General features: G+C 69.5%; 24 protein-coding genes. 8 read left to right on the top strand and 16 right to left on the bottom strand.

All coding sequences use genetic code 11. From position 1 onward, the window contains the following. Nucleotides 1-42: 42 nt before the first annotated feature. Both ON29_RS25535 and ON29_RS35045 read left to right on the top strand, forming a co-directional pair. The gene (locus tag ON29_RS25535) at nucleotides 43-2,340 is read left to right on the top strand and encodes an ATP-dependent DNA ligase (RefSeq protein WP_040870204.1); all 2,298 of its coding nucleotides are present in this window, start codon (nucleotides 43-45) and stop codon (nucleotides 2,338-2,340) included. A 43-nt stretch (nucleotides 2,341-2,383) separates the two neighbouring features. Continuing rightward, complete coding sequence (locus ON29_RS35045; protein WP_245549109.1) at nucleotides 2,384-2,560, top strand: antitoxin; 177 nt, start codon at nucleotides 2,384-2,386, stop codon at nucleotides 2,558-2,560. Nucleotides 2,561-2,601: 41 nt separating this feature from the next. On the opposite strand, the gene ON29_RS25530 is transcribed toward ON29_RS35045, so the two are convergent. Continuing rightward, nucleotides 2,602-3,246 carry a cysteine hydrolase family protein gene (locus ON29_RS25530; protein ID WP_040870203.1) on the bottom strand — a complete coding sequence of 215 codons (645 nt, stop codon included), beginning with the start codon at nucleotides 3,244-3,246 and terminating at the stop codon, nucleotides 2,602-2,604. Between the two features lie 250 nt (nucleotides 3,247-3,496). Between ON29_RS25530 and ON29_RS25525 the strand changes: the two genes are divergently transcribed. After that, nucleotides 3,497-4,753: a lipase family protein gene (locus tag ON29_RS25525; RefSeq protein ID WP_051175581.1), complete on the top strand. Its 1,257-nt coding sequence runs from the start codon at nucleotides 3,497-3,499 to the stop codon at nucleotides 4,751-4,753. A gap of 290 nt (nucleotides 4,754-5,043) precedes the next feature. Here ON29_RS25525 and ON29_RS25520 read toward each other — a convergent pair whose 3' ends face one another. The 4 genes from ON29_RS25520 to ON29_RS25505 all read right to left on the bottom strand — a co-directional run bounded on the left by ON29_RS25520 (nucleotide 5,044) and on the right by ON29_RS25505 (nucleotide 10,756). Then, on the bottom strand, nucleotides 5,044-5,697 hold the full coding sequence (locus ON29_RS25520) for a DUF8020 domain-containing protein (protein ID WP_040870201.1): 654 nt from the start codon (nucleotides 5,695-5,697) through the stop codon (nucleotides 5,044-5,046). A 662-nt stretch (nucleotides 5,698-6,359) separates the two neighbouring features. Next, a complete protein-coding gene (locus ON29_RS25515) occupies nucleotides 6,360-7,097 on the bottom strand; it encodes an energy-coupling factor transporter transmembrane component T family protein (RefSeq protein WP_040870199.1) in 738 nt (245 codons plus the stop codon). Continuing rightward, nucleotides 7,097-9,214 (bottom strand): ABC transporter ATP-binding protein, encoded by a 2,118-nt coding sequence (locus ON29_RS25510; protein WP_063825373.1) that lies wholly within the window; start codon nucleotides 9,212-9,214, stop codon nucleotides 7,097-7,099. Before ON29_RS25510 ends, ON29_RS25515 begins: the two co-directional genes overlap by 1 nt. 75 nt (nucleotides 9,215-9,289) lie before the next feature. Further along, nucleotides 9,290-10,756, bottom strand: a complete 1,467-nt coding sequence (locus ON29_RS25505; protein WP_040870198.1) for a flavin-containing monooxygenase — start codon at nucleotides 10,754-10,756, stop codon at nucleotides 9,290-9,292. Nucleotides 10,757-10,841: 85 nt separating this feature from the next. Between ON29_RS25505 and ON29_RS25500 the strand changes: the two genes are divergently transcribed. Continuing rightward, on the top strand, nucleotides 10,842-11,903 hold the full coding sequence (locus tag ON29_RS25500) for an AraC family transcriptional regulator (RefSeq protein ID WP_040870196.1): 1,062 nt from the start codon (nucleotides 10,842-10,844) through the stop codon (nucleotides 11,901-11,903). Here ON29_RS25500 and ON29_RS25495 read toward each other — a convergent pair. From ON29_RS25495 to ON29_RS25485, 3 genes are all read right to left on the bottom strand, one after another. Then, the gene (locus ON29_RS25495) at nucleotides 11,900-12,577 is read right to left on the bottom strand and encodes a hypothetical protein (protein ID WP_040870194.1); all 678 of its coding nucleotides are present in this window, start codon (nucleotides 12,575-12,577) and stop codon (nucleotides 11,900-11,902) included. The genes ON29_RS25500 and ON29_RS25495 overlap by 4 nt on opposite strands. A gap of 67 nt (nucleotides 12,578-12,644) precedes the next feature. Further along, a complete protein-coding gene (locus tag ON29_RS25490; protein ID WP_245549108.1) occupies nucleotides 12,645-13,430 on the bottom strand; it encodes a metallophosphoesterase in 786 nt (261 codons plus the stop codon). A gap of 166 nt (nucleotides 13,431-13,596) precedes the next feature. After that, nucleotides 13,597-14,034 carry a MarR family winged helix-turn-helix transcriptional regulator gene (locus ON29_RS25485; RefSeq protein WP_040870193.1) on the bottom strand — a complete coding sequence of 146 codons (438 nt, stop codon included), beginning with the start codon at nucleotides 14,032-14,034 and terminating at the stop codon, nucleotides 13,597-13,599. 51 nt (nucleotides 14,035-14,085) lie between these two features. On the opposite strand from ON29_RS25485, the gene ON29_RS25480 reads away from it, so the two are divergent. After that, nucleotides 14,086-14,688: a TIGR03086 family metal-binding protein gene (locus tag ON29_RS25480; protein ID WP_051175584.1), complete on the top strand. Its 603-nt coding sequence runs from the start codon at nucleotides 14,086-14,088 to the stop codon at nucleotides 14,686-14,688. A gap of 380 nt (nucleotides 14,689-15,068) precedes the next feature. Here ON29_RS25480 and ON29_RS25475 read toward each other — a convergent pair whose 3' ends face one another. The 6 genes from ON29_RS25475 to ON29_RS25450 form a co-directional block, all read right to left on the bottom strand. Continuing rightward, nucleotides 15,069-15,836, bottom strand: a complete 768-nt coding sequence (locus tag ON29_RS25475) for an RluA family pseudouridine synthase (RefSeq protein WP_040870191.1) — start codon at nucleotides 15,834-15,836, stop codon at nucleotides 15,069-15,071. A 48-nt stretch (nucleotides 15,837-15,884) separates the two neighbouring features. Continuing rightward, nucleotides 15,885-16,895 (bottom strand): adenylate/guanylate cyclase domain-containing protein, encoded by a 1,011-nt coding sequence (locus ON29_RS25470; protein ID WP_040870190.1) that lies wholly within the window; start codon nucleotides 16,893-16,895, stop codon nucleotides 15,885-15,887. A gap of 191 nt (nucleotides 16,896-17,086) precedes the next feature. Beyond that, entirely contained in the window at nucleotides 17,087-18,364 is a 1,278-nt protein-coding gene (locus ON29_RS25465) for an epoxide hydrolase family protein (protein ID WP_051175580.1), read from the bottom strand. Nucleotides 18,365-18,715: 351 nt separating this feature from the next. Then, nucleotides 18,716-19,672, bottom strand: a complete 957-nt coding sequence (locus ON29_RS25460; protein WP_040870188.1) for a type IV toxin-antitoxin system AbiEi family antitoxin domain-containing protein — start codon at nucleotides 19,670-19,672, stop codon at nucleotides 18,716-18,718. An 87-nt stretch (nucleotides 19,673-19,759) separates the two neighbouring features. After that, nucleotides 19,760-20,383 (bottom strand): TetR/AcrR family transcriptional regulator, encoded by a 624-nt coding sequence (locus tag ON29_RS25455; protein WP_040870187.1) that lies wholly within the window; start codon nucleotides 20,381-20,383, stop codon nucleotides 19,760-19,762. A 5-nt stretch (nucleotides 20,384-20,388) separates the two neighbouring features. Then, nucleotides 20,389-20,745, bottom strand: coding sequence for an SPW repeat domain-containing protein (locus ON29_RS25450; RefSeq protein WP_040870186.1), 357 nt, complete (start codon nucleotides 20,743-20,745; stop codon nucleotides 20,389-20,391). Between the two features lie 218 nt (nucleotides 20,746-20,963). On the opposite strand from ON29_RS25450, the gene ON29_RS25445 reads away from it, so the two are divergent. The 3 genes from ON29_RS25445 (at nucleotide 20,964) to ON29_RS25435 (ending at nucleotide 23,922) form a co-directional block, all read left to right on the top strand. Continuing rightward, on the top strand, nucleotides 20,964-22,160 hold the full coding sequence (locus ON29_RS25445; RefSeq protein ID WP_083864065.1) for an NAD(P)/FAD-dependent oxidoreductase: 1,197 nt from the start codon (nucleotides 20,964-20,966) through the stop codon (nucleotides 22,158-22,160). A gap of 263 nt (nucleotides 22,161-22,423) precedes the next feature. Beyond that, entirely contained in the window at nucleotides 22,424-23,185 is a 762-nt protein-coding gene (locus ON29_RS25440) for a glutamate racemase (protein WP_040870185.1), read from the top strand. 11 nt (nucleotides 23,186-23,196) lie between these two features. Continuing rightward, the gene (locus ON29_RS25435; RefSeq protein ID WP_245549107.1) at nucleotides 23,197-23,922 is read left to right on the top strand and encodes a DNA alkylation repair protein; all 726 of its coding nucleotides are present in this window, start codon (nucleotides 23,197-23,199) and stop codon (nucleotides 23,920-23,922) included. A 70-nt stretch (nucleotides 23,923-23,992) separates the two neighbouring features. Here the strand turns inward: ON29_RS25435 and ON29_RS25430 are convergent, their stop codons facing one another. Both ON29_RS25430 and mftR2 read right to left on the bottom strand, forming a co-directional pair. Beyond that, the gene (locus tag ON29_RS25430) at nucleotides 23,993-25,048 is read right to left on the bottom strand and encodes a ferredoxin--NADP reductase (RefSeq protein ID WP_040870182.1); all 1,056 of its coding nucleotides are present in this window, start codon (nucleotides 25,046-25,048) and stop codon (nucleotides 23,993-23,995) included. 61 nt (nucleotides 25,049-25,109) lie between these two features. Further along, nucleotides 25,110-25,748 carry a mycofactocin system transcriptional regulator MftR2 gene (gene mftR2, locus ON29_RS25425; RefSeq protein WP_051175579.1) on the bottom strand — a complete coding sequence of 213 codons (639 nt, stop codon included), beginning with the start codon at nucleotides 25,746-25,748 and terminating at the stop codon, nucleotides 25,110-25,112. Between the last annotated feature and the right edge of the window lie 106 nt (nucleotides 25,749-25,854).

Here is a 25,854-nt window from a genome sequence, read left to right as displayed (position 1 = left end):
CGGCGGAGACCACGACCGGGTCTCCGCCGCTACACTTCGGATATGGTGGCCCGCCGCGAGTTCGGTGGTATCGAGGTTGACCTGAGCAACCTCGACAAGGTGTTGTACCCGGCCACCGGAACCACCAAAGGCGAAGTCATCGCCTACTATTCGGCGATCGCGCCTGCCATGCTGCCGCATGTCGCCGGGCGGGCGGTCACCCGCAAGCGCTGGCCCGACGGCGTCGACGAACCGTCCTTCTTCGAGAAGAATCTCCCGTCGCACGCCCCGTCCTGGATGCAGCGGCGCACCCTGCGGCATTCCGATCGCAAGGTCGTCTATCCCCTGATCGATTCCGAGGCCGGGCTGGCCTGGCTCGCGCAGCAGGCCGCGCTGGAAGTGCATGTGCCGCAGTGGCGTTTCGACGGCGACGACATGGGCCCGGCCACCAGGCTGGTCTTCGACCTGGACCCGGGCGAGGGCGTCGGGCTCGCCGAATGCGCCGAGGTGGCGCTCGCGGTGCGCGAGATGGTCGAGGGCATCGGTTTGCGCACGTTCCCGGTGACCAGCGGCAGCAAGGGAATTCACCTCTATGTGCCGCTGGATCGCGAACTGAGTTCGGACGGCGCCTCCACCGTGGCGAAACAGGTGGCCACCAATCTGCAACGGCTACGCCCGGACCTGGTCACGGCGACGATGGCGAAGGCGGCTCGCGGCGGCAAGGTCTTCCTCGACTGGAGCCAGAACAACGCCGCCAAGACCACCATCGCGCCCTACTCGATGCGGGGGCGGCCGGAGCCGAACGTCGCCGCCCCACGCACCTGGAAAGAGATCGAGAACCGGAAGAAGCTGCGGCATCTGCGGTTCGACGAAGTACTCGCCCGATACCGATCGGACGGCGATCTGCTCGCCGAACTGGATGCGCCGCCCGCGGGAAACGGCTCGTCCGCGGCGGGAGCGGGCCCGGACGCGTTGACGAAGTACCGATCGATGCGGGATCCGTCCCGCACGCCCGAGCCCGTTCCCGCGCAGCCACCCGCGCCGGGGGCGGACAACCGCTACGTCGTGCAGGAGCACCACGCGCGGCGCCTGCACTGGGATGTGCGGCTGGAGCGCGACGGGGTCTTGGTGTCCTGGGCGGTACCGAAGGGCCCGCCGACCTCTCCCGAGCAGAACCGCCTCGCCGTGCACACCGAGGACCATCCGATGGAGTACCTCGACTTCCACGGAGCCATCCCGAAGGGCGAGTACGGCGCGGGCGAGATGACGATCTGGGACTCCGGCACCTACGAGACCGAGAAGTGGCGCGACGACGAGGTCATCGTGCGGTTCCACGGTAAGCGGCTCACCGGCCGGTACGCGCTGATTCAGACCAACGGCAACCAGTGGCTGATGCATCTGATGCGGGAGGGGAACGGAGCCGAAGAACCGCAGGTGCGGCAGCCGCCGGGCCGGATCATTCGTCCCGCCGACGGGCCCTCGCCGCTGCCGCGCGGCCTGTCGCCGATGCTCGCGACGCACGGTGACGTCGCCGATCTCGGTGCGGACGAGTGGTGCTTCGAGACGAAGTGGGACGGCTTCCGGCTGATCGCCGAGATCGACTCCGGCGCGATCACGTTGCACAGCCGGGCGGGCAACGTCGTGACCGACCGCTATCCGCGCATCGCGGCGCTGCGGCGGGAATTGTCCGGGCACCAGGTGGTGCTGGACGGTGAGGCCGTCGTCTTCGACGATCACGGCGTCGCGAACCTCGGCCTGCTGCAAGCCGACGCGGCGCGGGCGGTGTTCGTCGCGTTCGACGTGCTGTACCTGGACGGCACGTCGCTGCTGCGCAAAAGATATTCCGATCGCCGCAGGGTGCTGGAGGCGCTCGCCGCGAACGCGCCGTCGATGGTGGTGCCGCCACGACTGGACGGCTCGGGCGCCGAGGCCTTGCGCTACAGCCAGGAGCACGGGCTGGAGGGCGTGGTCGCGAAACGCAAGGATTCGGTGTATCTGCCGGGTAAGCGCGGGCATTCCTGGGTGAAGCAGCGCAACTGGCGCACTCAGCAGGTGCTGATCGGCGGGTGGCGGCGCAGCACGGCGCGAGAGTTCAAATCGCTGCTGGTCGGTATTCCGCACGACGGCAGGCTGGTCTACGTCGGACGGGTCGGCACCGGGTTCGACGACTCGGCCATGCGGGAGCTGGCCGCGCGGCTGCGCAAGCTGGAGCGCAAGACCTCGCCGTTCGACAACGACCTCACCGCCGAGGAACGCAAGGAGGCGGTGTGGGTGACGCCGAAACTCGGTGGCACCGTGCGGTTCATGAACTGGACCGAGACGGGCCGGTTGTGGCATCCGGCTTGGCTGGGCGCTGGGTAGGGTTGTCTCGCGGTTGTTCCCAGCGCGAAACGAGGAGTGCACGGTGGACTTCAAGAACCTGGCGGGTAAGGCGATGGACCTGGCCCAGAAGAACGCGGACAAGCTGGACGCGGTCATCGACAAGGCGGGCGACCTCGTCGACGAGAAGACGGGCGACAAGTTCACGAGCCAGGTCGACGCCGCCCAGGACGCGGCCAAGAAAGCCTTGCGGGAGAAGTGAGCGTCGAACGGGACCCGGTCGTGGCCGGGTCCCGTTCCGGGTCAGTTGCCGCCCGCGAGCAGCGGGGTGATGGTGGCGATGTCGGTGACCAGCGCGTGGCCCTGGAATTCGAAATCCGCGTAGGCCCGAGCCATGGCCTCCTTGTCCCGGCCACCGACCGCGTCGCTGATCACCACCGGGACGAATCCGAGATCGGTGGAATGCGTGACCGTGGGCGCGATGCCGATCTCCAGGGCGACGCCCGCGATCGCGTAGGCGCCGATGCGCAGATCGCGCAGCGTAGCGGCCAGCGGAGTCCCTTCGAAGGCAGACATCGACGTCTTGTCGAACACCACCTCGTCCGCGCGCGGCCGCAGCTCGGGAACCAGCTCGAAGGCCGGGGTGTCGCGCTGCAGGATGAAGCGCACCTCGTCCACCGAATCCACCTGCTGCCAGTTCACTGCCATGCGCAGCGCGAATGCTCCGCTCAGCCGCTCCGGCAGGAAGAAATGGCGCAGGAAGATCACCGGGTAGCCACCCGAGCGCGCCGCGTCGACCACCCGGACCACCCGCTCGATGATCTCCGGGCCGTCCGGCAACTGGCTGAGCACGCCGACCTGCATGTCGTAGACGATCACCGCCATCCGGTCGGGCGCGCACACGTCGGCGAGTCCCTCGGGGATGTCCAGTCCGTTGCCATGCCGCATGCTCGGCTACTCCTCTTCGTTGCGCTCGCGCTGTGGGCGGGGTGACGCCGGACAGCTATTCGATTGCGCCAGGGATGTTTTGGCCAACACTGTAGCCAGCCCCGCGGACAACGGCGGCGGTGGGTGTGACCTGCGATCGCCCGTTGCCGGGCCCGTCCGCCCAGCAGTACCGTTGAGGTCTGGAGGCCAGGTGAACCGGCGCCGACCGCACCGGGACACTCACCGCCTCGCCGGGACTGGGGAGGCCCTGATGAAGGATGTGCACGCAGCGCCTGTCACCGCGCAGGCGAGCAACCGCCCGGTGCGCACCGCGATCCTGGGGATCGCGCTGTCCGCGCTGATCGCTCTCGCCGCCGTCCCGGCGGCACACGCCGAGCTACCCTCGCCGGACCATGACCCGTTCTACGCGGCCCCCGCGGACCTCGAGAACTACCCCAACGGCGCCGTGCTGGAATCCCGCCCGATCGCGTTGTTCGGGCTCCCCCTGCCTGTTTCGGCATGGCAGGTGAAGTATCGCAGCACCGACGCGAGCGACGATCCCGTGGCCGACGTGGCGACCGTGATGGTCCCGATGCTGCCGTGGTTCGGCCCGGGCGCCCGGCCCCTGCTGTCGTATCAGGTGCCGGAGGACAGTCTCGGCACGCGGTGCGCGCCGTCGTTCGCGCTGCGCGGCGGCTGGGACAGCGGTGCGGTGAACACCCTCATCGACACGCCGTTCATGGCGGAGGCACTGCGGCGCGGGTGGGCGGTGGTGGCCGGCGACTATGAGGGGCCGCGGTCCCGGTTCCTGGACGGGGTGAACTCCGGACGCGGGGTGCTGGACGGCATCCGGGCGGCCCGTGACCTTCCGCAGGCCGGGCTCGGGCCCGCGACGCCCATCGGCGCCTGGGGCTATTCGGGCGGTGCGTTCGCCACGCTGTGGGCGGCGCAGATGCAGCCGTGGTACGCGCCGGACGTCCGGTTCGCGGGCATCACCTCGGGTGGCGTTCCGGCGGACTGGCCCGCCATAGCGCGCGAGGCGGACGGCACCGTGCAGGCCGGGCTGGCGTTGCTGATCCTGTTCGCCATCGCGCGCAACGATCCCGGCAACGGCGTGCTGGCGTTGCTCAACGATCGGGGGCGCGCGGCGCTGGTCGAGAATGCCACCATGTGTGGGTCAGACCTGGTGCCGAAGTACGTCGGCGCGCGGGTCGACGACTTCGCCGTCGTCCCGGATCTGCTGTCGCATCCGGCTTTCCGCGCCGCGACCGACGCCCAGGAACTCGGCGGCAGTGCGCCGGAGACGCCGATGTACCTGTACCACAGCCGCACCGACGACGTGATCCCCGTGGCGGGCTTCACCGACCTGGTCGGCCGGTACTGCGCGCAGGGAGCGGCGATCACCTCGGTGCATTCGATGCTGCCCACCCACAACCCGGCGGCGATCGGTGAGGCGCCGGGCGCGATGAACTTTCTGGGCGATCGGTTCGCGGGTCTGCCGGTGGCCGCCGGATGCCGGGAGCGGTGAATGGACGACCAGCTGAGCGTGGGCGCTGGTCGGCGCGCACCGTATCCGTCGACCAGCGTGGGTGCGTGAGGGCGGCGTCGGTCTCGGGAGTCATCGACGGTGCGTCTTCGTCGAGGGGCGGGGAGGTATGAGGGCGGTATTCGTCTCGGGGAGCCGCCGACGGTGCGGCACCGTATCCGTCGGCGGACGCGGATAGGTAGGGCGCTTCCGGCGAACCATCAACTGTCCGCGCAGACGAAAGCGCACCGAATCGTGGTCGATTCGGTGCGCGTAGCGCCCGGGGGCACCGGTCAGTTCTGCGAACGCCCGGTGGTGTCCATCCACTTGGTGCTGCCGGGCGGGGCGGCCAGTGTGCTGATCAGATCGATACCGGCGATGATCAGGGCCGGTCCACCGACGACGATGGTGCCGATGATGCCGCCGATACCCGCGCCGGCGAGCACAGTGGCGATACCGACGGGGCCGCCGATGAGGCCCGTCAGACCGACGAGCGCTCCGATCACCGTGCCGATGAATCCGCCGACCGCGGTGGCGATGCCGAACTGCGACAGGAAGGCGTCCATCGCGCGCTGGTTCTCGAACGGTGACGCGACCGGCGTGGCCGCGGGGCGCGCCTGCGCCGCGTCCTTGACGACGGTCAGCTCCAGCACCCGGCCCGCGTCCCGCACCACATGGGACATGGGGTATTCGAGCCCGTCCTGCCGGAAGGCGAGCGGCAGCGTGACCGCGACCTCGCCTGCCGCGTCCTTGATGTCGACGGCGTCGCCGCGCACCTCGAACGTGCCCGCGGTGAGCGTCGTGACGACCTTGTTCCCGATCAGCTCGGCTTGGTAGCCGATGTCCGGAACCGCTGTCGCGCCGGGTTCCGCGTGCGCGACACCGGACCCCACCGTGAGCGCGGCGACCAGTGGCACGACAGCGGCAGTGACTTTCCGCAGAATCATTTCTCGGTTTCCAATCTTCATCAGGCTTCGAGCAATAGAGAACGCGGCGCACGCCGAATTTCCTTCCCCCATCGGCGTGTACATCCGTGATGTGATCCAAAAGACAGTTACTTCCGAGTGATAACTGTACTGTGGCCGAAGGGGTTTGGGACACGAATTCAGAGGGTAATCCTCCGTCTTTCTCCCCGTCGCGGTGTTATAGCTTTCCGCTATTTATTGATCGAGCAATACGGGCGTTCGAGTGGGTCCGGTCGGGCTTCATTCACGCGTTGGGGTGCGATCTTCGAATCGAAGCATTGCATCCGAAGCATGCGTACACGGTTGTGCGCCAGGTGTAATCTTCAGCGCGGCAGTGTCTTTCGTGGGGCTCGGGACGCGTGCGGGAGAGGGGCGCGGCGTGGCCGTGATCCGGGCGGCAGAGTCGTGGCGTTGGCAGGTGGTCGGGTCTAGCTGGACTGGGTCGACGGCTACCGTTCCCGCCGAAGCGCGGGACGTGAACTGCCGACAGTGCTTTCCGCGTCATCGATCGGTCTTATCTCGAGTGGTACCAGGCGGTCTGCAAATATTCAGCGATTCCGGGGGCGGAATTCCGCCCCGCGGCCCATTAGGGGCCGCGACCGACCGAGACCCGGTTCTTCACCCGTTCACTTCTCTCGCGCGTATCAGAGCAGCGAGTGCAGCGCGACGGAGCCGAGGCAGACGCCGAAGACCAGCACGAGAGCGAGAGCGTCGCGCAGGCCGGGAGCGTTGGGATGGGCGGTGAGTTGCCCGGTGCCACCGCGTGCGGTGATCGCCTCACCCAGTTCACCGGCCCGGCGGGTGGCCACCGCCATGGCCGCGGTGAGGATGTCGATGAGCGGGTTGTCGACCGCGCGGGCGAGCATGCGGTCCTTGGGGCGGAGGCGACGGGCGGCGCGCAGCACCCGGATCTCCTCCATGAGCAACGGCAGACCGCGCAGGGTGAGCGCGACGACGACAGCCCATTCGTCCACCGGCATCCTGACCCTGCGCAACGGCGCGCCCAGTTTGGCGAGGGCGGGCGCGACGTCACCCATCGGTGTGGTCCACGCGATCAGGAACGAAGCGGTCACCAGGATCAGGGTGAAGATCGCGATCTGCGCGTAGCGCAGCACCGCCGCACCGCCGACGGGGACGGTGAGCAGGCCGCCGACGGCGAACAGCGCCCAGAACCACCAAGGCGGGCGCGGCAGCGTGCCGAGCGGCAGCCGGGCGACGACGCCGACGATCACCAGGAACCCCGTCATCACGGCGAGCACCGGCCAGGACGGCAGGAACATCAGCACCAGGCTGATCAGGAAAACCCCGATGATCTTGGTGCCCGCCCACAGCCGGTGCACCGGACTGGCGACCGGCACTTGACGCAGCAGAACCGTGCTCATCATCGACCTCCGTGCTCGAACCGCCAGGCCGATTCACCGGGCGCGTGCAGCGCTCCGGAGTCGGCTCGCGCGGCCGCCTCACTCGGCACCGGCGTGGCCGCCCACGCGGCTTCCGCGCTCAGGATGCGTCCCGATCGCAGGTGCACCGTGCGGTCGCACACCGCCGCCATGTCGGCCACGTCGTGCGAGATGACGATCAGCGTCAAACCGGCATCCCGGAGCCGGGCGAGCAGTTCCACGATGTCGGCTCGGCCCTCGGGGTCGAGTCCGGCCAGCGGTTCGTCGAGCACGACCACTTGGGGATGGCTGGCCACGATCGCGGCGAGCACCACCCGTTTGGCCTGTCCGCCGCTGAGTTCCTCGATCGATCGTGCGGCCAGCGACCGGTCCAGCCCGACCGCGTCCAGCGCGCGCCCGACCGCACCGGAGCCGGTGGCGCGTCCGCCCCAGTCCGCGATCTCCGCGCCGACGGTCTGCTTCTGCAATTGCAGGCGGGAATGCTGGAACGCGAGCCCGACCGCGCCGATCTGCTTGCCGACCGGCTTCCCGCGCAGTTCGCACCGGCCGGAACTCGGTTCGATCAGGCCGGCCATGATCCAGGCCAGGGTGGACTTGCCCGAGCCGTTCCCGCCGACGACGAGCAGCGCTTCGCCCTGCCGGACGGACAGGTCGACGCCGTGCAGCGCGGGCGCTTCCCACGGCGTCGCGCGGTTGTAGGTGTGCCGGACATCGCGCAGTTCGAGGACCGGTTCACCCATCGGCCTGCGGCGCGCGGCGCGTGCCGGACGGGGCCACGCGGGCAGGTGCGCGACCGTCCGTCCACCCGACAGGTGCACGACCCGGTCCGCGGCAGCGGCATCGGCTTCGTGATGGGTTACCAGGACCACCGCCATCGGGTGGCGTTTCGGCAGGCCCGCGAGCAGTTCCACCAGTTCCCCGCGCCCGTCCGGGTCGATCATGGAGGTCGCCTCGTCGGCGATCAGCAGTGCGGGCCGCCGGGCGAGTGCCGCCGCGACCGCCAGCCGCTGCTGCTGACCGCCGGAGAGCGTCGCGGTCTCCTTGCCGCCCATCCCGGCCAGACCGACCTCGCTCAGCAGTCCTTCCACGTCCACCTCGGCGGCCAGGTCCGCGGACAATCCCCACACCACGTCGTCGGCGACGAGCACGCCGAGGGTCTGACTCTCCGGCCGCTGCAACACCAGCGCCGTGCCGCCCAGCCGCCCCAGTCCGGCCGAGCCGGGCCGCCGCGCCGACCCCGAGGTGGGCGGCAGACCGGCCAGCAACCGGGTCAGCGTGGACTTGCCCGAGCCGTTGTGCCCCACCACGGCGACGAATTCCCCGACCTCGACGGTGAGGTCGACGTCGCTCAGGGCGTCGCGACCGGCGCCGGGGTAGCGGAACCCGGCGTGTTGCAGCGTGACCGGCAGCGGCGCGACGGGCCGGTCGTCGAGCGGTGCGTCGAGCCGGTCCCGGCCGGGCAGCCAGTCGAGCCGGTCCAGCACCGAGCCCAGGACATACCAGGAGCACACCCCGGTGGCCATCATGCCGAGCGCGACGCCGCCGCCCAGCCACACCCACCACGAGCGCAGCACGGCGTCGGCCAGATCCGCCACGACCCGCCCGAGCGGAGTCACGCCCACCCGGGCGGCGAGATCCTGCAGGCCGCGCGCGCCGTTGCGGATGTTGTCGAAGACCAGCTCGCGCGCGCTCGACAGTACGAGCAGCGAACCGACAGCCAGCGCGGCCCACACCAGCCCGGTGAGCAGCGAGAGTCCCAGCACCGCGACGAGCCCGCCACCGCGCCGCTTCACGGTGCCGATGATGCCGCCCATGGTGGCCGAGGCGATCAGCACCGTCGCCGACGCCATACCGGCCGCCACGAAGGTGACCAGCGTGGCGGCGATGGTCGCGGTGATCAGGGCGCGCGGCCGGAAGCGATGCGCGATCAGCCCGATGGGGACCGCCGCGACCAACTGCAGCGCACCGGCGAACGGGATCACCGACCCGATGGTCACCAGTCCGACGGTGGCTCCACCGAGCACGGCGCCGGTGGCCAGCTCGATCGGACGCAGCGGCCCGCGCTGCTCCGATGCGCCCGGACGGGCCAGTTCATTCACAGCACAAGTCTGCCAGCCCGGCGGGCGGTGCCGGGTCGAGTCGATTCCGAGCGGGGCCGACAGCCGTGCGATCGGTCACGAGACCGGGTCGAGGGTGTAGTGCCGGGGATCGAAGCGCCGGGTGCGGCGGCGGTAGCTGGTCTGCGAGCCGGGCCAGTTGTTGGTGATGCGGCCCGCGGAATTGCGGTACCAGCTCGCGCAGAAGTTCCACGGGGTGCGGGCCAGGCGTTGCTGGAGCGCGGCGTTGTAGTCCTCCTCCAGGTCCGCCCGGACGTCGACACAGTGGCCGGGGTGGTCGGCGAGCCACCGCACCGCCTGTCGGATGTAGCGGGTCTGCGACTCGATCATGTAGATGATCGAGCCGACGCCGAGGTTGGTGTTCGGCCCGTAGACCAGGAAGAGGTTCGGGAAGTCGGGCACCGCGATGCCGTAGTACGCGTGCGCCCCCTCGGCCCAGGCGTCGGCCAGCCTGCGGCCCCGGCGGCCGTAGACCTCCATCGGCCACAGGAACTCCGTGCCCTTGAAGCCGGTGCCGTAGACGATCACGTCCACCTCGTGCGTCGCACCGTCGGCGGTGCGTACGCCCTGCGGAGTGATCTCGCTGATCGCGGTGGTCTCCACCCGCACGTTCGGCTGGGTGAGCGCCGGGTAATAGTCGTTGGAGAACAGGGCGCGTTTGCACCCGATCGGGTAGTCCGGGGTGAGTTTCGCGCGCAGCTGCGGATCCTCGACCTGCTCGGCCAGGTGCCGGGAGGCGATGCGGGCCACCCACCGGGCGATGGCGGGGATCTCGACCAGCCCGAGCGAGACGAACTCCGCGATCGACCACCACCCGAATCGTTCGGCCAGCAGCGCGCCGGGCATCCGCGCGAACAGGTTGTGCTGGATCGGCGAGTAGTCGGTGTCGAACTTGGGGATCACCCAGGCCGGTGTGCGCTGGAAAAGCGTGAGATGGGCGACCTCGGGCTGGATCTCGGGAATGTACTGGACAGCGCTCGCTCCGGTGCCGACGCAGGCGACGCGTTTGCCGCGGAGGTCGACCTCGTGGTCCCACTCGGCCGAATGGAACGACGGGCCCGCGAAGGTGTCGATGCCGGGTATGGCGGGCAGGGACGGACGCGACAGCTGACCCACCGCCGAGATCAGCACGTCCACGACGCGGCTGTCCCCGTCGGCGGTGCGGACGGTCCACCGGCCGGTGGCGTCGTCGAATTCGGCGTCGGTGACGCTGGTGCCGAAGCGGATCGCCGACAGCACGCCGTGCCGCTCGGCGACGCCGCGCAGGTAGGCATGGATGGCGGCGCGCCCCGAGTACCGCTGCGGCCAGTCCGGCTTGGGTTCGAACGAATACGAGTACAGCGGCGAGGGGACGTCGCAGGCCGCACCGGGGTAGGTGTTCTCCCGCCACACCCCGCCGAGGTCGGCGGCGCGTTCCAGCACGGTGATGTCGTCGAAGCCGTTGCGGCGCAACTCGATGGCCATGCCGATGCCGCCGAAGCCCGCGCCGATGATGAGGATCGACGGCCGGCCGCGCGTTGTCATGTGACACTCCTCACTCCGACCGTAGTTGTCTCCACTGTAGGAGCCGCCGTGCCGTCGCATAGAGAAATTCGGCCATAATGTCCGCGTGGAGCGGGTGCAGGATCCGGATATCCGCGATTGGAACTTTCCGCGCGGCGTGGCCAGCGTGGCACTGATGGTCGGCTACGCGGCCGAACACGACGTGCCCGCGGCGCGCATGCTGCACGGCACCGCGCTGACCGAGCAGCAACTGCGCGATCCGGACGCGCAGATCGATGCGCACACCGAACTGGCGGTCATCCGCAACCTCGTTCGCGAACTCGCCGGCCGTCCCGCGCTGGGCGTCGAGGTGGGCCGCCGCTACCGGATCACCACCTTCGGCATCTTCGGCTTCGCCTGCGTCAGCAGCCCGACGCTGGGGGAGGCGATCAGCTTCGCGCTGCGCTACCTGGACCTCAGCTTCACCTTCTGCCTACCGGTGGCCGAGTGGGGCGACAACGAGTTCGTCGCGGTGGTGCACGACGAGTCGGTGCCGACGGATGTGCGCCAGTTCCTCGTCGAACGCGACGTCACCGCGATGCATCAGGTGATGAGCGATCTGCTCGGCACGCGCCTGCCGCTGACCAGGGCCGAATTCCGTTTTCCCGCACCGGGCTACGCCGATCGGATCGCGGAGGTCACCCTGGTGGCCCCGCGGTTCGACATGCCGCGCAACCTGTTCGCCATCGAACCCATGCTGCTGGAGCAGCCGTTGCCGCAGGCCAACGAGCACACGTGGGCGATGTGCCTGGCGCAGTGCCGGGAGTTGGTGCACCGCCGCAGGGCCCGCACCGGCATCGCGGCCGAGGTGCGCGAGCGCTTGGTCCCGCGCGGCGGCGCGGACGGGTTCGCCGCGCCGCCCGGCATCGACGCCGTGGCGAACGATCTCAACATGAGCACGCGCACGCTGCGCAGGCATCTCGACGCGGCGGGCACCAGCTATCGGGCGCTGCTGGACGAGGTGCGGCGTGCCCTGGCCGAGGAAATGCTCACCGCCACACCACTGTCGGTGAGCGATGTCGCGATCCGCCTCGGTTACGCCGAAGCCTCGACGTTCATCTTCGCCTTCAAGCGGTGGACCGGTAACACCCCGGCCGCCTATCGCCGCGAACGCGTCGTCCGGCGCTAAGCCCCTTCGCCGCGGCCGCTGCGGCTGCCCGTGTAGGCCAGTTCGCGGATCTTGCCGATGGCTTTGGGGAACAACTCCACCTCGGCAGGGTGGTTGAGCATCGGATCGAAGTAATCCGTGCGATGCTCGGCGGATTCGGCGGGCCGCAGCGTGATTTCGGCGACCCGCCAGGTGGGTCCGCCGAGACGGCCCGCGCTGAGGGTGAAGCTCACCAGATCCTCGTTCAGATGGGCTTGCATCGCCTCGAGCGACGCCGAAGCGGGCTGCACACCGTCTGGCTCGGCGAAGAACCAGGTCGGCGCGGAGTTGCTGATCCGGTAGGGCATCAGGCAGCCGTAGCGCGCGCTGGCCCAGCCGCGCGCGGGGGTGATCACCAGCCGGCCCAGCGCTCCCTGCCCCGTAGTGGCCAGCGCGAAGTCCCAGGGCTCGTCGTCCCGGTCGAGTACTCGGAACGCCAGGCCGAGCACGTCGGGCAGGCCGTTCGGTAGTCCGACGCCCTTGGACAGCCGCGCGATCACCGCGCGTTCGCCGGCGCCGAACAGCGGCTCGAACTCGGGTTCGGCGTGCAGGCGACCGGCCAGGTGCAATCCGTTCGGGTGGAACACCCGCGCATGCCGGATCCGCGCTCCGGTCGCGAACGCGCTCTTCACCACTGCGGCTGGCAGGTCGACCATGGTGCATCCTCCCGGGTAGGCGTCTCGTGCCTCCCGATTGCCCCGGCTGGTGCCGGGTAAACCGCGCTCAAGCCGGTTGCACGCCGATCCGGCCGCCCATCGGAACGGTCCGGAAATGGGTGGTGAGCCGGTGATCGTCGCCGATGACGTGCAGCGAGACCGTCGGGTCCGGCGCGTAGTCCATGACGTGGTCGGGCAGGTCGAGTTCCCACTCGCCGCTGAGCACCGACGCGGTGCTCGGGCCGACCAGCAGCGGGCGTCCGCCGAACGTGGTCGTCGCCGCGGAATGCGCGTGCCCGGTGAGCACGGCGACGATCCGGTCGTCACCGGCCACCAGGTCGGCGAGCCGCTGGGGATCGGCGAGGGAGATCCCGTCGACGATCGGGCTGTACAGGTGCGCGGGCGGGTGGTGCAGGGCGAGCAGGATCGGTTTGGCCGGGGGCGCGGCGTCGAGTACGCCGCTCAGCCAACGGTAGGTCTCCTCGGCGAGTCGTCCGCCGGGCTCCCCGGGAATGCTCGAATCCAAGAGCGCGAGGGTGAGATCACCGATTCGGTGCGAGCGGTTGATGGGGGCGTCGGAGGCGGGCTCGCCGAGTAAGGCGGTACGGAAGCCCGCGCGGTCGTCGTGGTTGCCGGGGATGGCGTACACCGGGATCTCGGTGTCGAACGCGAGCTTGGCTTCCGCGTACTGTTCGGCTTTGCCGGAATCGGTGATGTCGCCGGTCACGAGGATGGCGTCGGGCCTGTGGCGCAACCCGGCGAAGAACTCCATCACCCGCTGGACACGCTGGGCGTTGCGGGTGCCGAGATCGAAATGGGTGTCGCTGACCTGAGCCACCAGGATCATCGGCATTCGCTTTCGCTAGGGGTTCGCTGCATTGCGTCAGAGTGTGCGCGCGCTGCGGCTGCCGCACGTCATCAGGCTAGTTGACCTGCGCATTACGAGTCGTCATGACGCTCGCCACCATGCGAACGGTGCTCGGCGATATGTGTCACGGGACACAATGCGCGGTTCGCGGTCAGGGTTTGGACTGCTCGGATACCGCGGCGGAGAGGGTGCGCAGGGCGCGCACGAACACTCGGCGGTCCGGGGCGGGGAGTCGCTCCAGCAGTTTCTCCTCGCCGGTTTGGATGTCGCGCTGGACGCGGTCGCGGAGGGCGCGGCCCTCGTCGGTCAGCGACACCAGGTTGACCCGCCGGTCGGACGGGTCCGGTTCGCGCGTGATCAGGCCCCGGCGCTGCAACTCGTCCAGCACGCCGATGATGCGGGTCTTGTCCGCGCCGATCGCCTTGGCCAGCGCCGCTTGGGTGTAGACCGGTTCCGCATCCAGGCCGAGCAGGACGGAGTAACCCCACATGGATAGTTCGTGGCGCTCCAGGATGGGCGTTTCCGCGGCGATGAGCGCCCGCACGAGCGGCACGATCATCGCGGCCAGATCGGGACGAGCGTTGGACATGGACCGACGATACTGCTTGGCATATCGTAAGCTTGAGCATACGATATGCGCATGCTTACTGATGCCACGAAAGAATTGCGCGACCAGCACGCTCGGTCGGTTCGAGCGAGCGTGGAGGCCGTAGCCCGCGTACGTCCCGATCAACTGGATTCCGGAACACCCTGCGCCGGTTGGCGCCTTCGTGACCTGCTGGAACACATGATCGCGCAGAATCACGGCTTCGCCGCCGCCGCGCGGGGCAGCGGTGATCCCGATGTCTGGGCCGTTCGCGCGTCCGACGATCCGGTCGCCGACTATCGCGCCTCGGCCGACGACGTGCTCGCGGGCTTCGCCGCGGAGGATGTCTTCGAGCGCGCACTGCTGCTGCCGGAAGTCCTGCCCGATCGCGGCATCCCGGCCCACTTGGCGATCGGCTTCCACCTCGTGGACAGCGTCGTCCACGCCTGGGATGTGGCGCGGTCGATCGGCGAAACCGTCATCCTCGATCCCGATGTGGCCGAAGCGGCGCTGCGCATCGCCCTCGCCGTCCCCGACGGGCCCGAACGCACCGCCCCCGGCGCGGCCTTCGCCCCGGCACTGTCCGTTCCGGGGGAAACCCCGGCCCTCGACCAGATCCTCCTGCTCCTCGGCCGCTCCCCGAACTGGCCGAACTGACCTGCTGACGCGGATTTCCACTCGCGGCCGCGCGCCGACTCGACCGAATTCACCTGCTGATGCGGATCTTCGCTCCTCGGCCCCGCGTCGAACTGACCTACCGACGTGGACCTCCACGCGGCTTGCCCTTACCGGCTGTGTGGGATCCGGGCGTTGCCTGGGGATGACTGTGGACCGATCGCTAGCCGCCGTTCATCGCTCTGGGGTGAGCAGCGGGACGGTTGGTTTGCCCGAACCACCCCTCCCTGGGGGCAGCCGCCCGGCCAGGTCGCGGCCGTACCAGCCGGAGACCAGGCACGGAGAAGGCAGGCACAAGGAAGCGGTTCGGCGGTCGACGCTCAGGCGAGGAGCCCGTGGTCGATGCGGAGGGGAAGGGGGCGCTAGCCGAGCGTCCGCAGCGCGTGGGCAGCGCGTTCGAGGGCGGCCGGTTCGGCGGGTGTGTCCAGCGGGCGCCAGAAATCGGGGTCCGGCTCGGCGGTCAACGTCAGTTCCGGCGGGGTGCGCCACGAGGCGGCGAGGCCGAGACGCCAAGAGTGCAGGTAGGTCCGGGCATGGGCGCCGGAGCGGTCGAACAACGGGTCGCCGACTATCGGGTGTCCGGTCCAGGCCAGGTGGACGCGGATCTGGTGGCGGCGGCCGGTGACCGGGCGCAGCGCGAGAACGGTGTGCGCCGGGCCGCGCAGCACCGTCGCGAACCGGGTGATCGAGGGGTAGTTCTTGGCGGGCAGCAGGTCGGCGTCGTCGACGAACCAGCGGCCCGCCTCGTGGTGGATGCTTTCGCGGGGCGCCGCGATCCGCACCCGGTTCTTGCGGCCCACACTGAGCGGCAGCTCGAATACGCCGGTATCGGGCAGGCCGGTGGCGGCCACGACGGCCAGGTACGCCTTCTCTGCGGTCTGCTTGTTGAACTGCCTGGTCAGTTCGCCGTGCGCGCGCAGTTCCTTCGCGAACAGGATCAGGCCGGAGGTCACCTTGTCGATCCGGTGCACCGGATACAGCGTTTCCCCCGCTTCGGCGGCCAGTTCGACGAGGTCGGTGTCGTGGCGCTCGCCGGTGACGGAGATCCCGGCAGGTTTGTGCAGGGCCAGGATCGCCGCGTCCTCCTCGACGAGGCAGCGGGCGCGCAGCTGTGACCAGTCCTTGTCCACCGGACGAGCCTAGGGTGGCCGCTCGCGGCAGGCGGCACGTGGTCTCGGCTACCTGCCGTTCTTGCCGTTGCGGCGCAGCAGGTGCGGGCGCAGGCGGTTGAAGCCGCGCACCCGGACGCTGCGCAGGTGCTTGATGGCGAATGCCGGGTCGCCCTCCAGCGCGGCGGCGGCGTGGTCATCGATCAGGACGGTGCCCGGCCGGGCGACGCCGGTGAGCCTGGAGGCGATGTTCACGACCGAGCCGTACAGGTCCCCGAAACGTTGCAGGACCGGGCCGTAGGCGACAGCCACCCGCAGGTCCGGGGTGCCGCCGACCATCATGGTGGACTCCTGGATGGCCAGGGCGATGCGGGCGGCCTCGGTGGCGGTTTCCGTGGCGAACATGACTTCGTCGCCCACGTTCTTGATCACCCATCCGCCGTTCTCGGTGATGGCGGCGGTGGTGGTGGATTCGAACGCCTCCAGCAGCGTGGACAGCTCGTCGGGATGCAGATGCCTGGTCAGCCTGGTGTAGCCGACCATGTCGGCGAAACCGACGGCCAGTTCCCGCACCGACTCGCCGGCGCTGGTCCCCGGGTCGAGCGAGCGCGACAGCGCCGCGGCGAGATGGCGCCGCCAGGCGTAGACGTTCAACTGCTCCAGCGTGGCGATGGCGCCCTCGGTGGCGGTGCGCACCGCCTGCTCGGGGTCGGTACCGGGCTCGGCTCGGGCGATCCGCTCCTCGATCTCCGCGAGCACCAGGTCGACCTGCCATTCCGCCAGGCGTGCCATGCCCTGGCCGAGCGTGCGCACGGTCGCCGACTGTTGCTTGGTGTCGGCCGAGGACAACACGTTCAGCTGCTCGAAGTCGCGCACCGCCGCGACGTCGGCGTCGGCGTAGTCGACCGCTTCGTCGCCGATGCTCGACGGAAAACCGAGCGCGATCCACAATCGCTTGGTGAGCGCCGTCGTCGTCCCCGACTGCTCGGCGACCTCGGTGCGGTTGTACCGGCGCGCTCCGTCGAGCAGGTAGGACTCGACGACCGATCGCACCAACTCGGACCTCTCGGTGGGCACCATGACCGGTACCTTACGGGGCGAATCCGGTGAGCCGGCTTTCCTTGGGGCAGTTCACATACTCACCGCGCCGTCTTCGGTCCCGCGCTGCGGGCAGGCACATCTCGGTGACACCCGGATCTGCCGCCGAGCGTGGTGCGGTCGGTCCGCGTGTGCGCGCATGCGAAGGCGCGCCGGTTTGCGAACGACTTCGCTCAGCGCCTGATTCCGGACGTGGAGGGCGTGCGCCCGCGGAAGGTACGGCGCAGATCGTCGACCCATCGGTCCGGTATCTCCCACGGGATGAAGTGACCACCTCGATCGTGAACGGTGAGGTTGACGTGGTTGTACCAATCGCCCCGGTCGCTGTCGACGAAGGCCTGCACACGGCGGTCGGTGGTGACGCCGGGCGGGTTCTCGTAGCCGACGAAGGTGATGCCGGTGGGGGCCTCGATCGGGGGCTGCCGGTCGTGCGACGGCGTCCACGGATAGCGGTTGTTGTTGGCGTAGGTGCGGATCGACGTGCCGATGGAATTGGTGACCCAGAAGATCATCGCGTGGGTGAGCAGGTCGTCCTTGTCGAAGACGGACTCGATGTCGCCGCCGTTGTCGCTCCAGCTCACCCAGCGTTGCAGGATCCAGGCGAGCAGCCCGGCGGGTGAGTCGGACAACCCGTAGGCGAGGGTGCTCGGTTCGAGCACATGCGCGGCCAGATGGACGGCGAAACGTCGTTCCAGTTCGATGATCCGGTCGTGCACGGCCGCGGGTATGCCCTCCGGGATGGGTCTGCCGCCACTGACGTCCCAGCCCCGGTCGCCGTCGAACAAGGTGAGTTTCTGGCCGGAGCCGATGTGGATGCCGTACAGCTCGTCGGCGTACTTGTGCCCGAGCTGCCCGGTGACCAGGGCGCCGACGTCGCAGCCCGCCGCGGCATATTTCGTATGGCCGAGCGTCTCGGTCATGAGGACGTGCCAGAGGTCGGCGACCTTCCAGAAGTTCATGTCCGGGTTGTGCGGCAGCGGTGCGGAGAAGCCGAATCCGGGAAACGACGGGACGATCACATCGAAGGCGTCGGCCGGGTCGCCGCCGAATGCCGCGGGGTCGGCCAGCGGATCGACCACCTTCGCCCAATGCCAGAAGGTCCAGGGCCACCCATGGGTGAGGATCAGCGGCGTCGGGTCGGGCCCCACGCCCGGCTTCCGCATGAAATGCACCGGTACCCCGTCGACCTCGACGAAGTAGTGCGCATAGGCATTGATCGCGGCCTCGGCGGCACGCCAGTCGTAACCGGTGCGCCAGTACTCGACCAGCTCCTGTAGATAGCCTCGCGACACACCGTAGGACCAGTCCTCGTTGCCCGCGTCGACCGGCCAGCGCGTCAGTTCCAGCCGTTGCCGAAGGTCGGCGAGCACGTCGTCGGATACCTGAATGGGCGTGGGGAGCAGCGGGAACGGCCGCGTCTCGACACCACGCGGGGAAGGCTCGTGACTCACCGGACCAGTATGCTCCGGGCGTTTCCCGCGTCCGGAGCCACTGCGCGGCAACCGAACGGTGCGATCGACCACGGAGGCGCGCGATCACAGGTGCGCAGTCGGCGGTCCGCCCGACATGGTGCCGGTGGTCGAGACCCACACCGCTGCTCGATGTTCCCCATCGAGCGACTCGGCGGCGCGCAGGTAACCATTCGGCCCCGGCATGGCCCCGGCACATCGTCACCGCGGACCGAGACATCGCAGCCCCCTGGCGTGGCCGGTACGCCGCCGGTTCCCGCAGTGGCCCGGGCTTTGGCCGGGCGATGGCTTCTGGACGTTCGATCGGCAGCGTCGGTCCGGTGGGCGGGCTGCTCATGGCTTGGGGGTGGGGGTCCAGTAGCCGGTGCGACGCTTGTCGGCGGCTGCGCGGATGGCCGCGCGGAAGCGTTCGGCCAGGCGGGTGGGAGCCGAAAGGTCGTCCCAGCGCCAGCGGACCACCACCCAGCCGAGGGCACGGAGCCGGGCTTCGCGCTCCTGCTCCGCTGTGCTGATCTGTGTGGCGGGCACCGGGCCCCTTGGTGTGGCTCGACGGTCGATCGTTCCGTCGAACTCGCCGATCACGCCGAGATCCGGGAACAGGAAATCCACGCGGCCGACGCAGATCTCGTCGTCGGAGAAGACCCGGGCCTGCACCTGGGGAGCGGGGAGACCGGCTTGGTGCAGCAGGATCCGGCTGCGGGATTCGCCGACGTCCTCGCTGCGGCCGTCCAGGAAATCGAGGACGAGGGCGGCTCGGCGGCAGCCGGGCCGGTGCCGGGCGCGGCGGAGGTGTTCGCGCAATTCCGTCGTGGTCGTCAGCCCTCGGCGCAGCGCGGAATCCCCGACCGCGACCGACTGTTCGAACCCTTCCGAGCGAGCGATATCGAGGACCGTCCGCGCCGGTGTGGTCACTCGTATGTCGTCGACCAGGGTGATCTCATCGGGTTCGATCTGCGCCGAATGGACCACGACCCGTCTGCTCAGCCGGCCGCCGTTGATCCGATTCCTGGTCAGGTGGACGCGGTCGAGCGAAATGCCCCAGATCGCCAGGCCGTGCAGAACCGCCGCCGAACAGTGGCTCGTGACGGCGGAGTCGGACGTGGACTCCGCGGTCGCCAGCGTCATCAGCAGATGCCTGCCGGTTTCGCCGAGACCGGAGCCCGGCGAGTTCAGATAGTGCCCGGCGCGCAGGCGCTGCCATTGCCCGGTTCGGCACAGCCGGTGCAGCGCCTTGTCGGACAGCCCGGAGGCCAGTGCTTGCCGACGTGAGATCAGTTGCGGTGCTTCCATACCGACGATCGTGATCCTCCGGCGCCCCCGGAGGACCCGCCGCGGCAGTGGATGTGGATAACACACCGGCTGTGGACAACTCCGGGGTCACCCCATCTGGGTCATCCCGGCCGCGACCACCTGCGCCACGTTCAGCACTTCCTCGGCGGTGGGCAGTGGCAGACCGTCGAGCGCGTGCAGCCGGTCGGTGCTGGCGATGGCGAACATCGCCGAGACCCAGGCCGCCGCGCACGCGCGCAGGGTGCCCGGCCGCACCGGGGCGGGGGCGCTCGCCTGCAGCACCTTGGTGGTGACCTCCAGCAGTTGAACGCGCAGGCGGCGCAGTTGCCGCCGCACGTCGGGATGGGTGTCGGCTTCCCGCCACAGGATCACCCGCAGCACCGACGAGTGGTGGTCGCGCAGGTTCAGGGCGGCATCGAGGTTGACCAGGCTGGTCGCCGGATCTCCCGGGGCCACCACCGTGCCGATGTCATCGATCGGCTGGGCGGGCACCCGTTCGGACATCAAGGCGGACAGGATCGAGTCCTTGGTCGGGAAGTAGTAGAAGACGAGTCCTTTGGGGACGCCTGCCGCGGCGGCGATGGCCGCCGTCGCGGTGGCGTCGTATCCCTGTGCCGCGAAGAGTTTCTCCGCGGCGTCGAGGATGAGTTGCCGCGCGTCGCCGTCGGCTTTCGCGCTGCGGCGACGCCCGGCCCGCCGGGTTCCTGGCATCTGCGTCAGTGATGCGGGGCCATGTCGTGCAGACGTCCCGACACCGTCGGCAGCGCCGCTACCGCGACCACCGCCGTCACCACGCCGACTACCCATGCGGTCCAGGATGCGCTGCGGTACTCCGTGAAGTCCATGACCCACGGGGAGAGGAACAGCAGTGCGCCGCACAGGCCCATCACGTAATCCGCCGCCGCCATGTCGGGGCGGGCCATCTGTGCCAGACCGGTGAGAGCGATGAGCACGCCGAGCACGATCAGCGACCACATGGCGTTGTCGTTGGTGTCCACCCAGAGGGGGGACAGCGCGGCGAAGGCTCCGAGCACGACAGCCAGGAAATCTTGCGCGCGGCTCTCGGTGAACATGGGTACCTCCTGAGGCTGTGAGTGTGTGCTTTCCCCGGTATAACTCTGATTGACCGCCCGATCAATAGCGGAACGAACACGATTGCGCGGCTGTTGCACCGGCCATTGACGCGTGATGGTCGTCACAGGGCAATGCACCAAGCAGAGGTTAGGGTGGGCTTCGTCGCACCGCCGGTTCCGTGGGATCGGCTGCCGGGTTCCAAGGAAGGGATGGCCGCATGACCGCGCCGATCGTGATCGTCGGAGCAGGCCTCGCCGGCCTGCGCACCGCGGAAGAACTGCGCCGCGCGGGCTACGCCGGTGAACTCGTGCTCATCGGTGACGAGCCGCGGTTGCCCTACGACCGGCCGCCGCTGTCCAAGCAGTTCGTGCGCGGCGAGACCGACGACACCACATTGCGTCCGAGCGAGTTCTTCGCCGAGAAGCAGATCGATCTGCGTGCGGGCACCGAAGCGGTCGGCGTCGACACCGGCGCGCGACGCGTCCGCCTCGCCGACGGGACGACGCTGGACTACGACCAGCTGATCATCGCCACCGGCCTGCGCCCGCGCCGCCTTCCCGGCCTGCCCGATCTCGCCGGCGTGCACGTGCTGCGCGGTCATTCCGACGCCGTCGCCCTGCGCGCCGACCTCAGCGAAGCCCGGACGGCGCTCGTCGTCGGCGCCGGTTTCATCGGCTGCGAACTCGCGGCGAGTTTCCGTGCCCAAGGGGTGGATGTAGTGCTGGTCGAACCGCAGGCGACGCCGCTGGCCTCGGTGCTCGGCAGCGAAGTAGGCGAATTGGTGGCGCGGATGCACCGCGCGGAAGGGGTCGATCTGCGCTGCGGCATCGGCGTGGACACGCTGCTCGGCGACGACGCGGGGCGGGTGCGCGGCGCCCGGTTGTCCGACGGTGGTGAGATCGCCGCCGACCTCGTCGTGATCGGGGTCGGCTCGCGGCCGGTGACCGAGTGGCTGAGCGATTCGGGGATCGCGCTGGCGGAGCCGTCGGCCGGTGGCGGCGTGCTCGCCGACGAGGTGGGGCGCACCTCGGCCGAAGGCGTGTGGGCGGTGGGCGACGTGGCGGCCTGGCTGCACGACACCGGCTCGCGCAAACGCGTCGAACACTGGACCAACGCGGGCGAGCAGGCCAAATTGGTCGCCTGCGCGCTGCTGGGGGCGCAACCGCCCACGGCCGCCCGCGTCCCGTATTTCTGGAGCGACCAGTACGACGTCAAGATCCAAGCCCTCGGCACCCCCGGCGCGGCCGACGAGGTGCACATCGCCTCCGACGACGGCCGCAAGTTCCTCGCCTACTACTCCCAGGGCGGCAACCTCACCGGCGTCGTCGGCGCGGGCATGACCGCCCAGGTGATGAAGGCGCGCGCCAAGATCGCCGCGGGCGCTCCGGTGACCGAACTGCTCGCGCCGAGCTGACCTCGCATCGGCTGCCCGGTGAGACGGGGCTTTCCGGCGAAACGCGGCTGCCACCCTCGGCTCGGCGGTCGGCATACCTCCGGTCGAACGCGGCGCGGCTTGCTACCGGGCTCAGTAGGGCATTGCCGTCCGAGGAGCGGCCTTCGCGGCAGGCACGAACGAACTCCTACGCGGTCGGCGGATGGGTCGCGTCTGTCGTGGGGATGTTCGCCGGGCCACGAACGGCATGCGGCGCTGTCATGAGGCTGTAATACGGTGGTGCCGTGATCGTCGCGCTCATCGACTCGGGTCTGGGGTTGCTGCCCACCTCCGCTTGGTTGCGCAAGTTGCGGCCGGATGTGGATCTGCTGCTGCAGCTGGACCCGGACGGCGCGCCGTGGGGGCCGAAGCCGGAGGACTGGGTGGTCGAGCGAGTGGTGAACGCCGCGCGGACCTCGCTTCGTTCCGGGGCCGAGGTGATCGTCCTGCCGTGCAACACCGCCAGCGTCACGGCGCTGGAGCACGTGCGCGCCGACGTCGGGCCCGACGTGCCGGTGATCGGCACCGTGCCCGCGATCAAGCCCGCGGCGGCCGTGTGCCGATCGGTGGCGGTCTGGGCCACCGCGGCGACGACGGCCAGCCGGTATCAGGCCGATCTGATCGCGAAATTCGGCGGGGAGGCCGACGTGGTGGGCGTGGCATGCCACGGGTTGGCGGACGCGATCGACCGCGGTGATCTCGCCGCCGCGCACGACGCGATCGCGGGCGCCGCCGCGCGGACTCCGCCGGACGTGGAAGGCGTGGTGCTCGGGTGCACGCACTACCCCCTGGTGACCGACGCGATCGTCGCCGCGCTGCCGAACGGGGTCCGTCTGTTCGACAGTGCGCAAGCCGTTGCGGCGCAGACGATCCGGCGTATCGAGGCGCTGGGCCGCCCGAGCACCGGCAACGGCGAGGTCCGGGTGCTGAACAGCGGACGCCCCGGTGCGCTGCCCGCCAGCGCGGCCGCCTTCGAGTCGGGGCGTGTACTGGGCGCGCAGGGTTGAACCGCGACTCGGTGACCGCGGCGGACGTGCGGACGGCTTTGCGGGAACTGGCGAATCCGGCCGACGCGGCGCACTTGCAGCGGTTCTTCAAATCCGGGCCCGGTGAGTACGGCGAGGGTGACGTGTTCCTCGGCGTGCGGGTCCCGGTGAGCCGTGGTGTCGCGAAACGCTTCGCGGCGCTTCCGTTGGACGAGATCGACAAGCTGCTCGACAGCGAGGTGCACGAGGACCGGTTCGTCGCGCTGGTCATCCTGAACGCGCGCTTCGCCGCGGCGTCCCGGCCGCGCTCCTTCGACGACGCCGCGCGCGCCGCCATGGTGGAGCTGTATCTGGCGGCCGTGCGGCGCGGCCGGGTGAACAACTGGGATCTCGTGGACGTGTCCGCGGAGAACATCGTCGGCCCGTGGCTGCTGGACAAACCGCGTGACCTGCTGTTCCAGCTGGCGCGGTCCGAGTCGCTCTGGGAGCGGCGGGTGGCGCTGCTGTCCACCTTCGCCTTCATCAAGGCGGGTGACGCCTCGACCACCTTCGCGCTGAGCGAGCTGCTGCTCGGCGATCGGCGCGATCTGATCCAGAAGGCGGTGGGCTGGATGCTGCGCGAAGTCGGCAAGCGCGTGGACCGCAGCCTGCTGACCGGATTCCTCGACCGGCACGCCCCGGCCATGGGACGCACCGCGCTGAGCTACGCGACCGAACATCTACCGCCCGAAGTGCGCGCCGAATACCGCGCGCGATAGGCGGCGCAATCGATCGGCTAATGGCGCTATTTCGGGCGAACGCAAAATTGCGTTCGAAATGGCGGATGGTTCAGAACTGGATCTTCAGGTGGTCGGTCACCGGATGCGCCTGGCAGCCGAGAATGTAGCCGTTCTCGATATCCTCCGGGTCGAGGATTTCGGCGTTGTCCATTTCGACCTTGCCCTCCAGCACCGTGCACGCGCACGAACCGCATTCGCCTTCCTGGCAGGAATAGGGCACGTCCAATCCCTTGGCCAGCATGATGTCCACCAGCGTCTGCTTGCGCGGCCATTTCAGCTGGTGGACTTCGCCGTCCAACTCGACCTCGACCGTCGCCGCGTCGGCCGCCTCCTCGTCGGAGACCTCGACCGGCGCCTGGTCGGCGAACGGGTCGCCCGCCAGCGAGTTGAACACCTCGGCGTGCGTGCGAGCGCGCGGCACGCCCAGTTGCGCGAGCGCGTCGTGTACCCGGTCCATGAACGGCTTCGGGCCGCACATGAACGCGTCGTAGCCGCGATAGGGGGCGACCAGGGTGGCCAGCGCGTCGGCCGTCGGCAAGCCCTGGAGATACTCCAGCCAGTGGATCACGGTGAGCCGCTGCGGGTGCTTGTCCGCCAGATCGCGCAGCTCACCGGCGAAGATCACCGACTCGTGGTCGCGGTTGGCGTAGACCAGCACGATGCGGCCGGTGCCGCGGGCCAGCGCCGACTTCAGGATGGACATCACCGGCGTGATGCCGCTGCCGGCGCCGAACAGCAGCAGATCGTCGTCCAGGTCCTTCGGGGTGAAGACGCCCGAGGGCGGCAGCACCTCGATCCGGTCGCCCTCTTTCACGTTGTCGCACACCCAGTTCGACCCGTAGCCGCCCTCGGTCCGCTTGACGGTCACCTTGGGGCGGTCGTCGGTGTGCGGGGAGCTGGCCAGCGAGTAGCACCGCGCCACCGAGCCGGTCCGGTCGCTGGGGATGCGCAGGGTGAGGAACTGCCCCGGCTGGTAGCGGAACTTCTCGGCCAGCTCGGCGGGAACGTCGAAGACCAGCGAGCGGGTGTCGGCCGTCTCGGTGATGACCGCGGACACCCGCAGCACGACCGAGCGCGAGCCGTGTGGAACCTCGACAGTCGTCATGTCGTCCTCTCGAACCTGGCACGGGCTTCCCGCGACGCAAAAACTAGAACGTGTTTCAGTTTCATCGTACGTCGGGCGTCGCCTGGCGGACAAGCTGGGCCTCCAGCCCGGCGATCAGCACCTCCATGCCGAAGTCGTAGGAGTAGCGTCCGCGCAGGTCGCCGATGTGCCGCGTGGCCCGCTCGACCACGGGAGGCAGGGTGACGTCGGCGGGGGCGGAGCGGTCGCGCGGGTTCACCCGGCTGCGGCCGAACAGGTAGGTGTGGATGGTCGCGTAGGCGGCCAGGATGTTGCGGTCGCCGAAGCCCGCGTCGTCCAGGATGTCCATGATCGCGGCGATCAGGTCCAGCTGTTTGCCGAGCATCTGCTCGATGAGGATGTCGCCGAGACCGGGATGCTTGCGCAGCTTCTCGTCGATCTGGTCGACCAGGTCGCGCAGCCGGTGCTGCCACGACCCGGACTCGGCCGGTGGCGTGCGCAGTCCGGTCAGCGCCGCGCTGGCGACGAGGTCCAGCAGCTCGCGTTTGTCGGCGACGTAGTAGTAGGGCGCCATCGGGGAGACGCCGAGTTCGCGGGATAGTCGCCGCATCGACAATTTCTCCACGCCATCCTCGCGCACCACCCGCAGCGCGGCCTCGACGATCTCGGACTCCGACAGCGTTCGACTCGTGGTGCTCGCGGGCCCTCCGTGGTTACGCAAGCTTCCGCCTCCAGGCCCGATGCTCACACCACTGTGTGCCGCCGCCCCCGTTCGCCTGCATTCGTCCGACTCCCATGCCACCTCTACCGCCGCGGGCTTGTGTTGC

The sequence above is a fragment of the Nocardia exalbida NBRC 100660 genome, assembly GCF_000308575.1.
GTDB classification, from domain to species: domain Bacteria; phylum Actinomycetota; class Actinomycetes; order Mycobacteriales; family Mycobacteriaceae; genus Nocardia; species Nocardia exalbida.
Note: the sequence above shows the minus strand (reverse complement) of the source record. Positions and strands in the feature narration are given on the sequence as shown.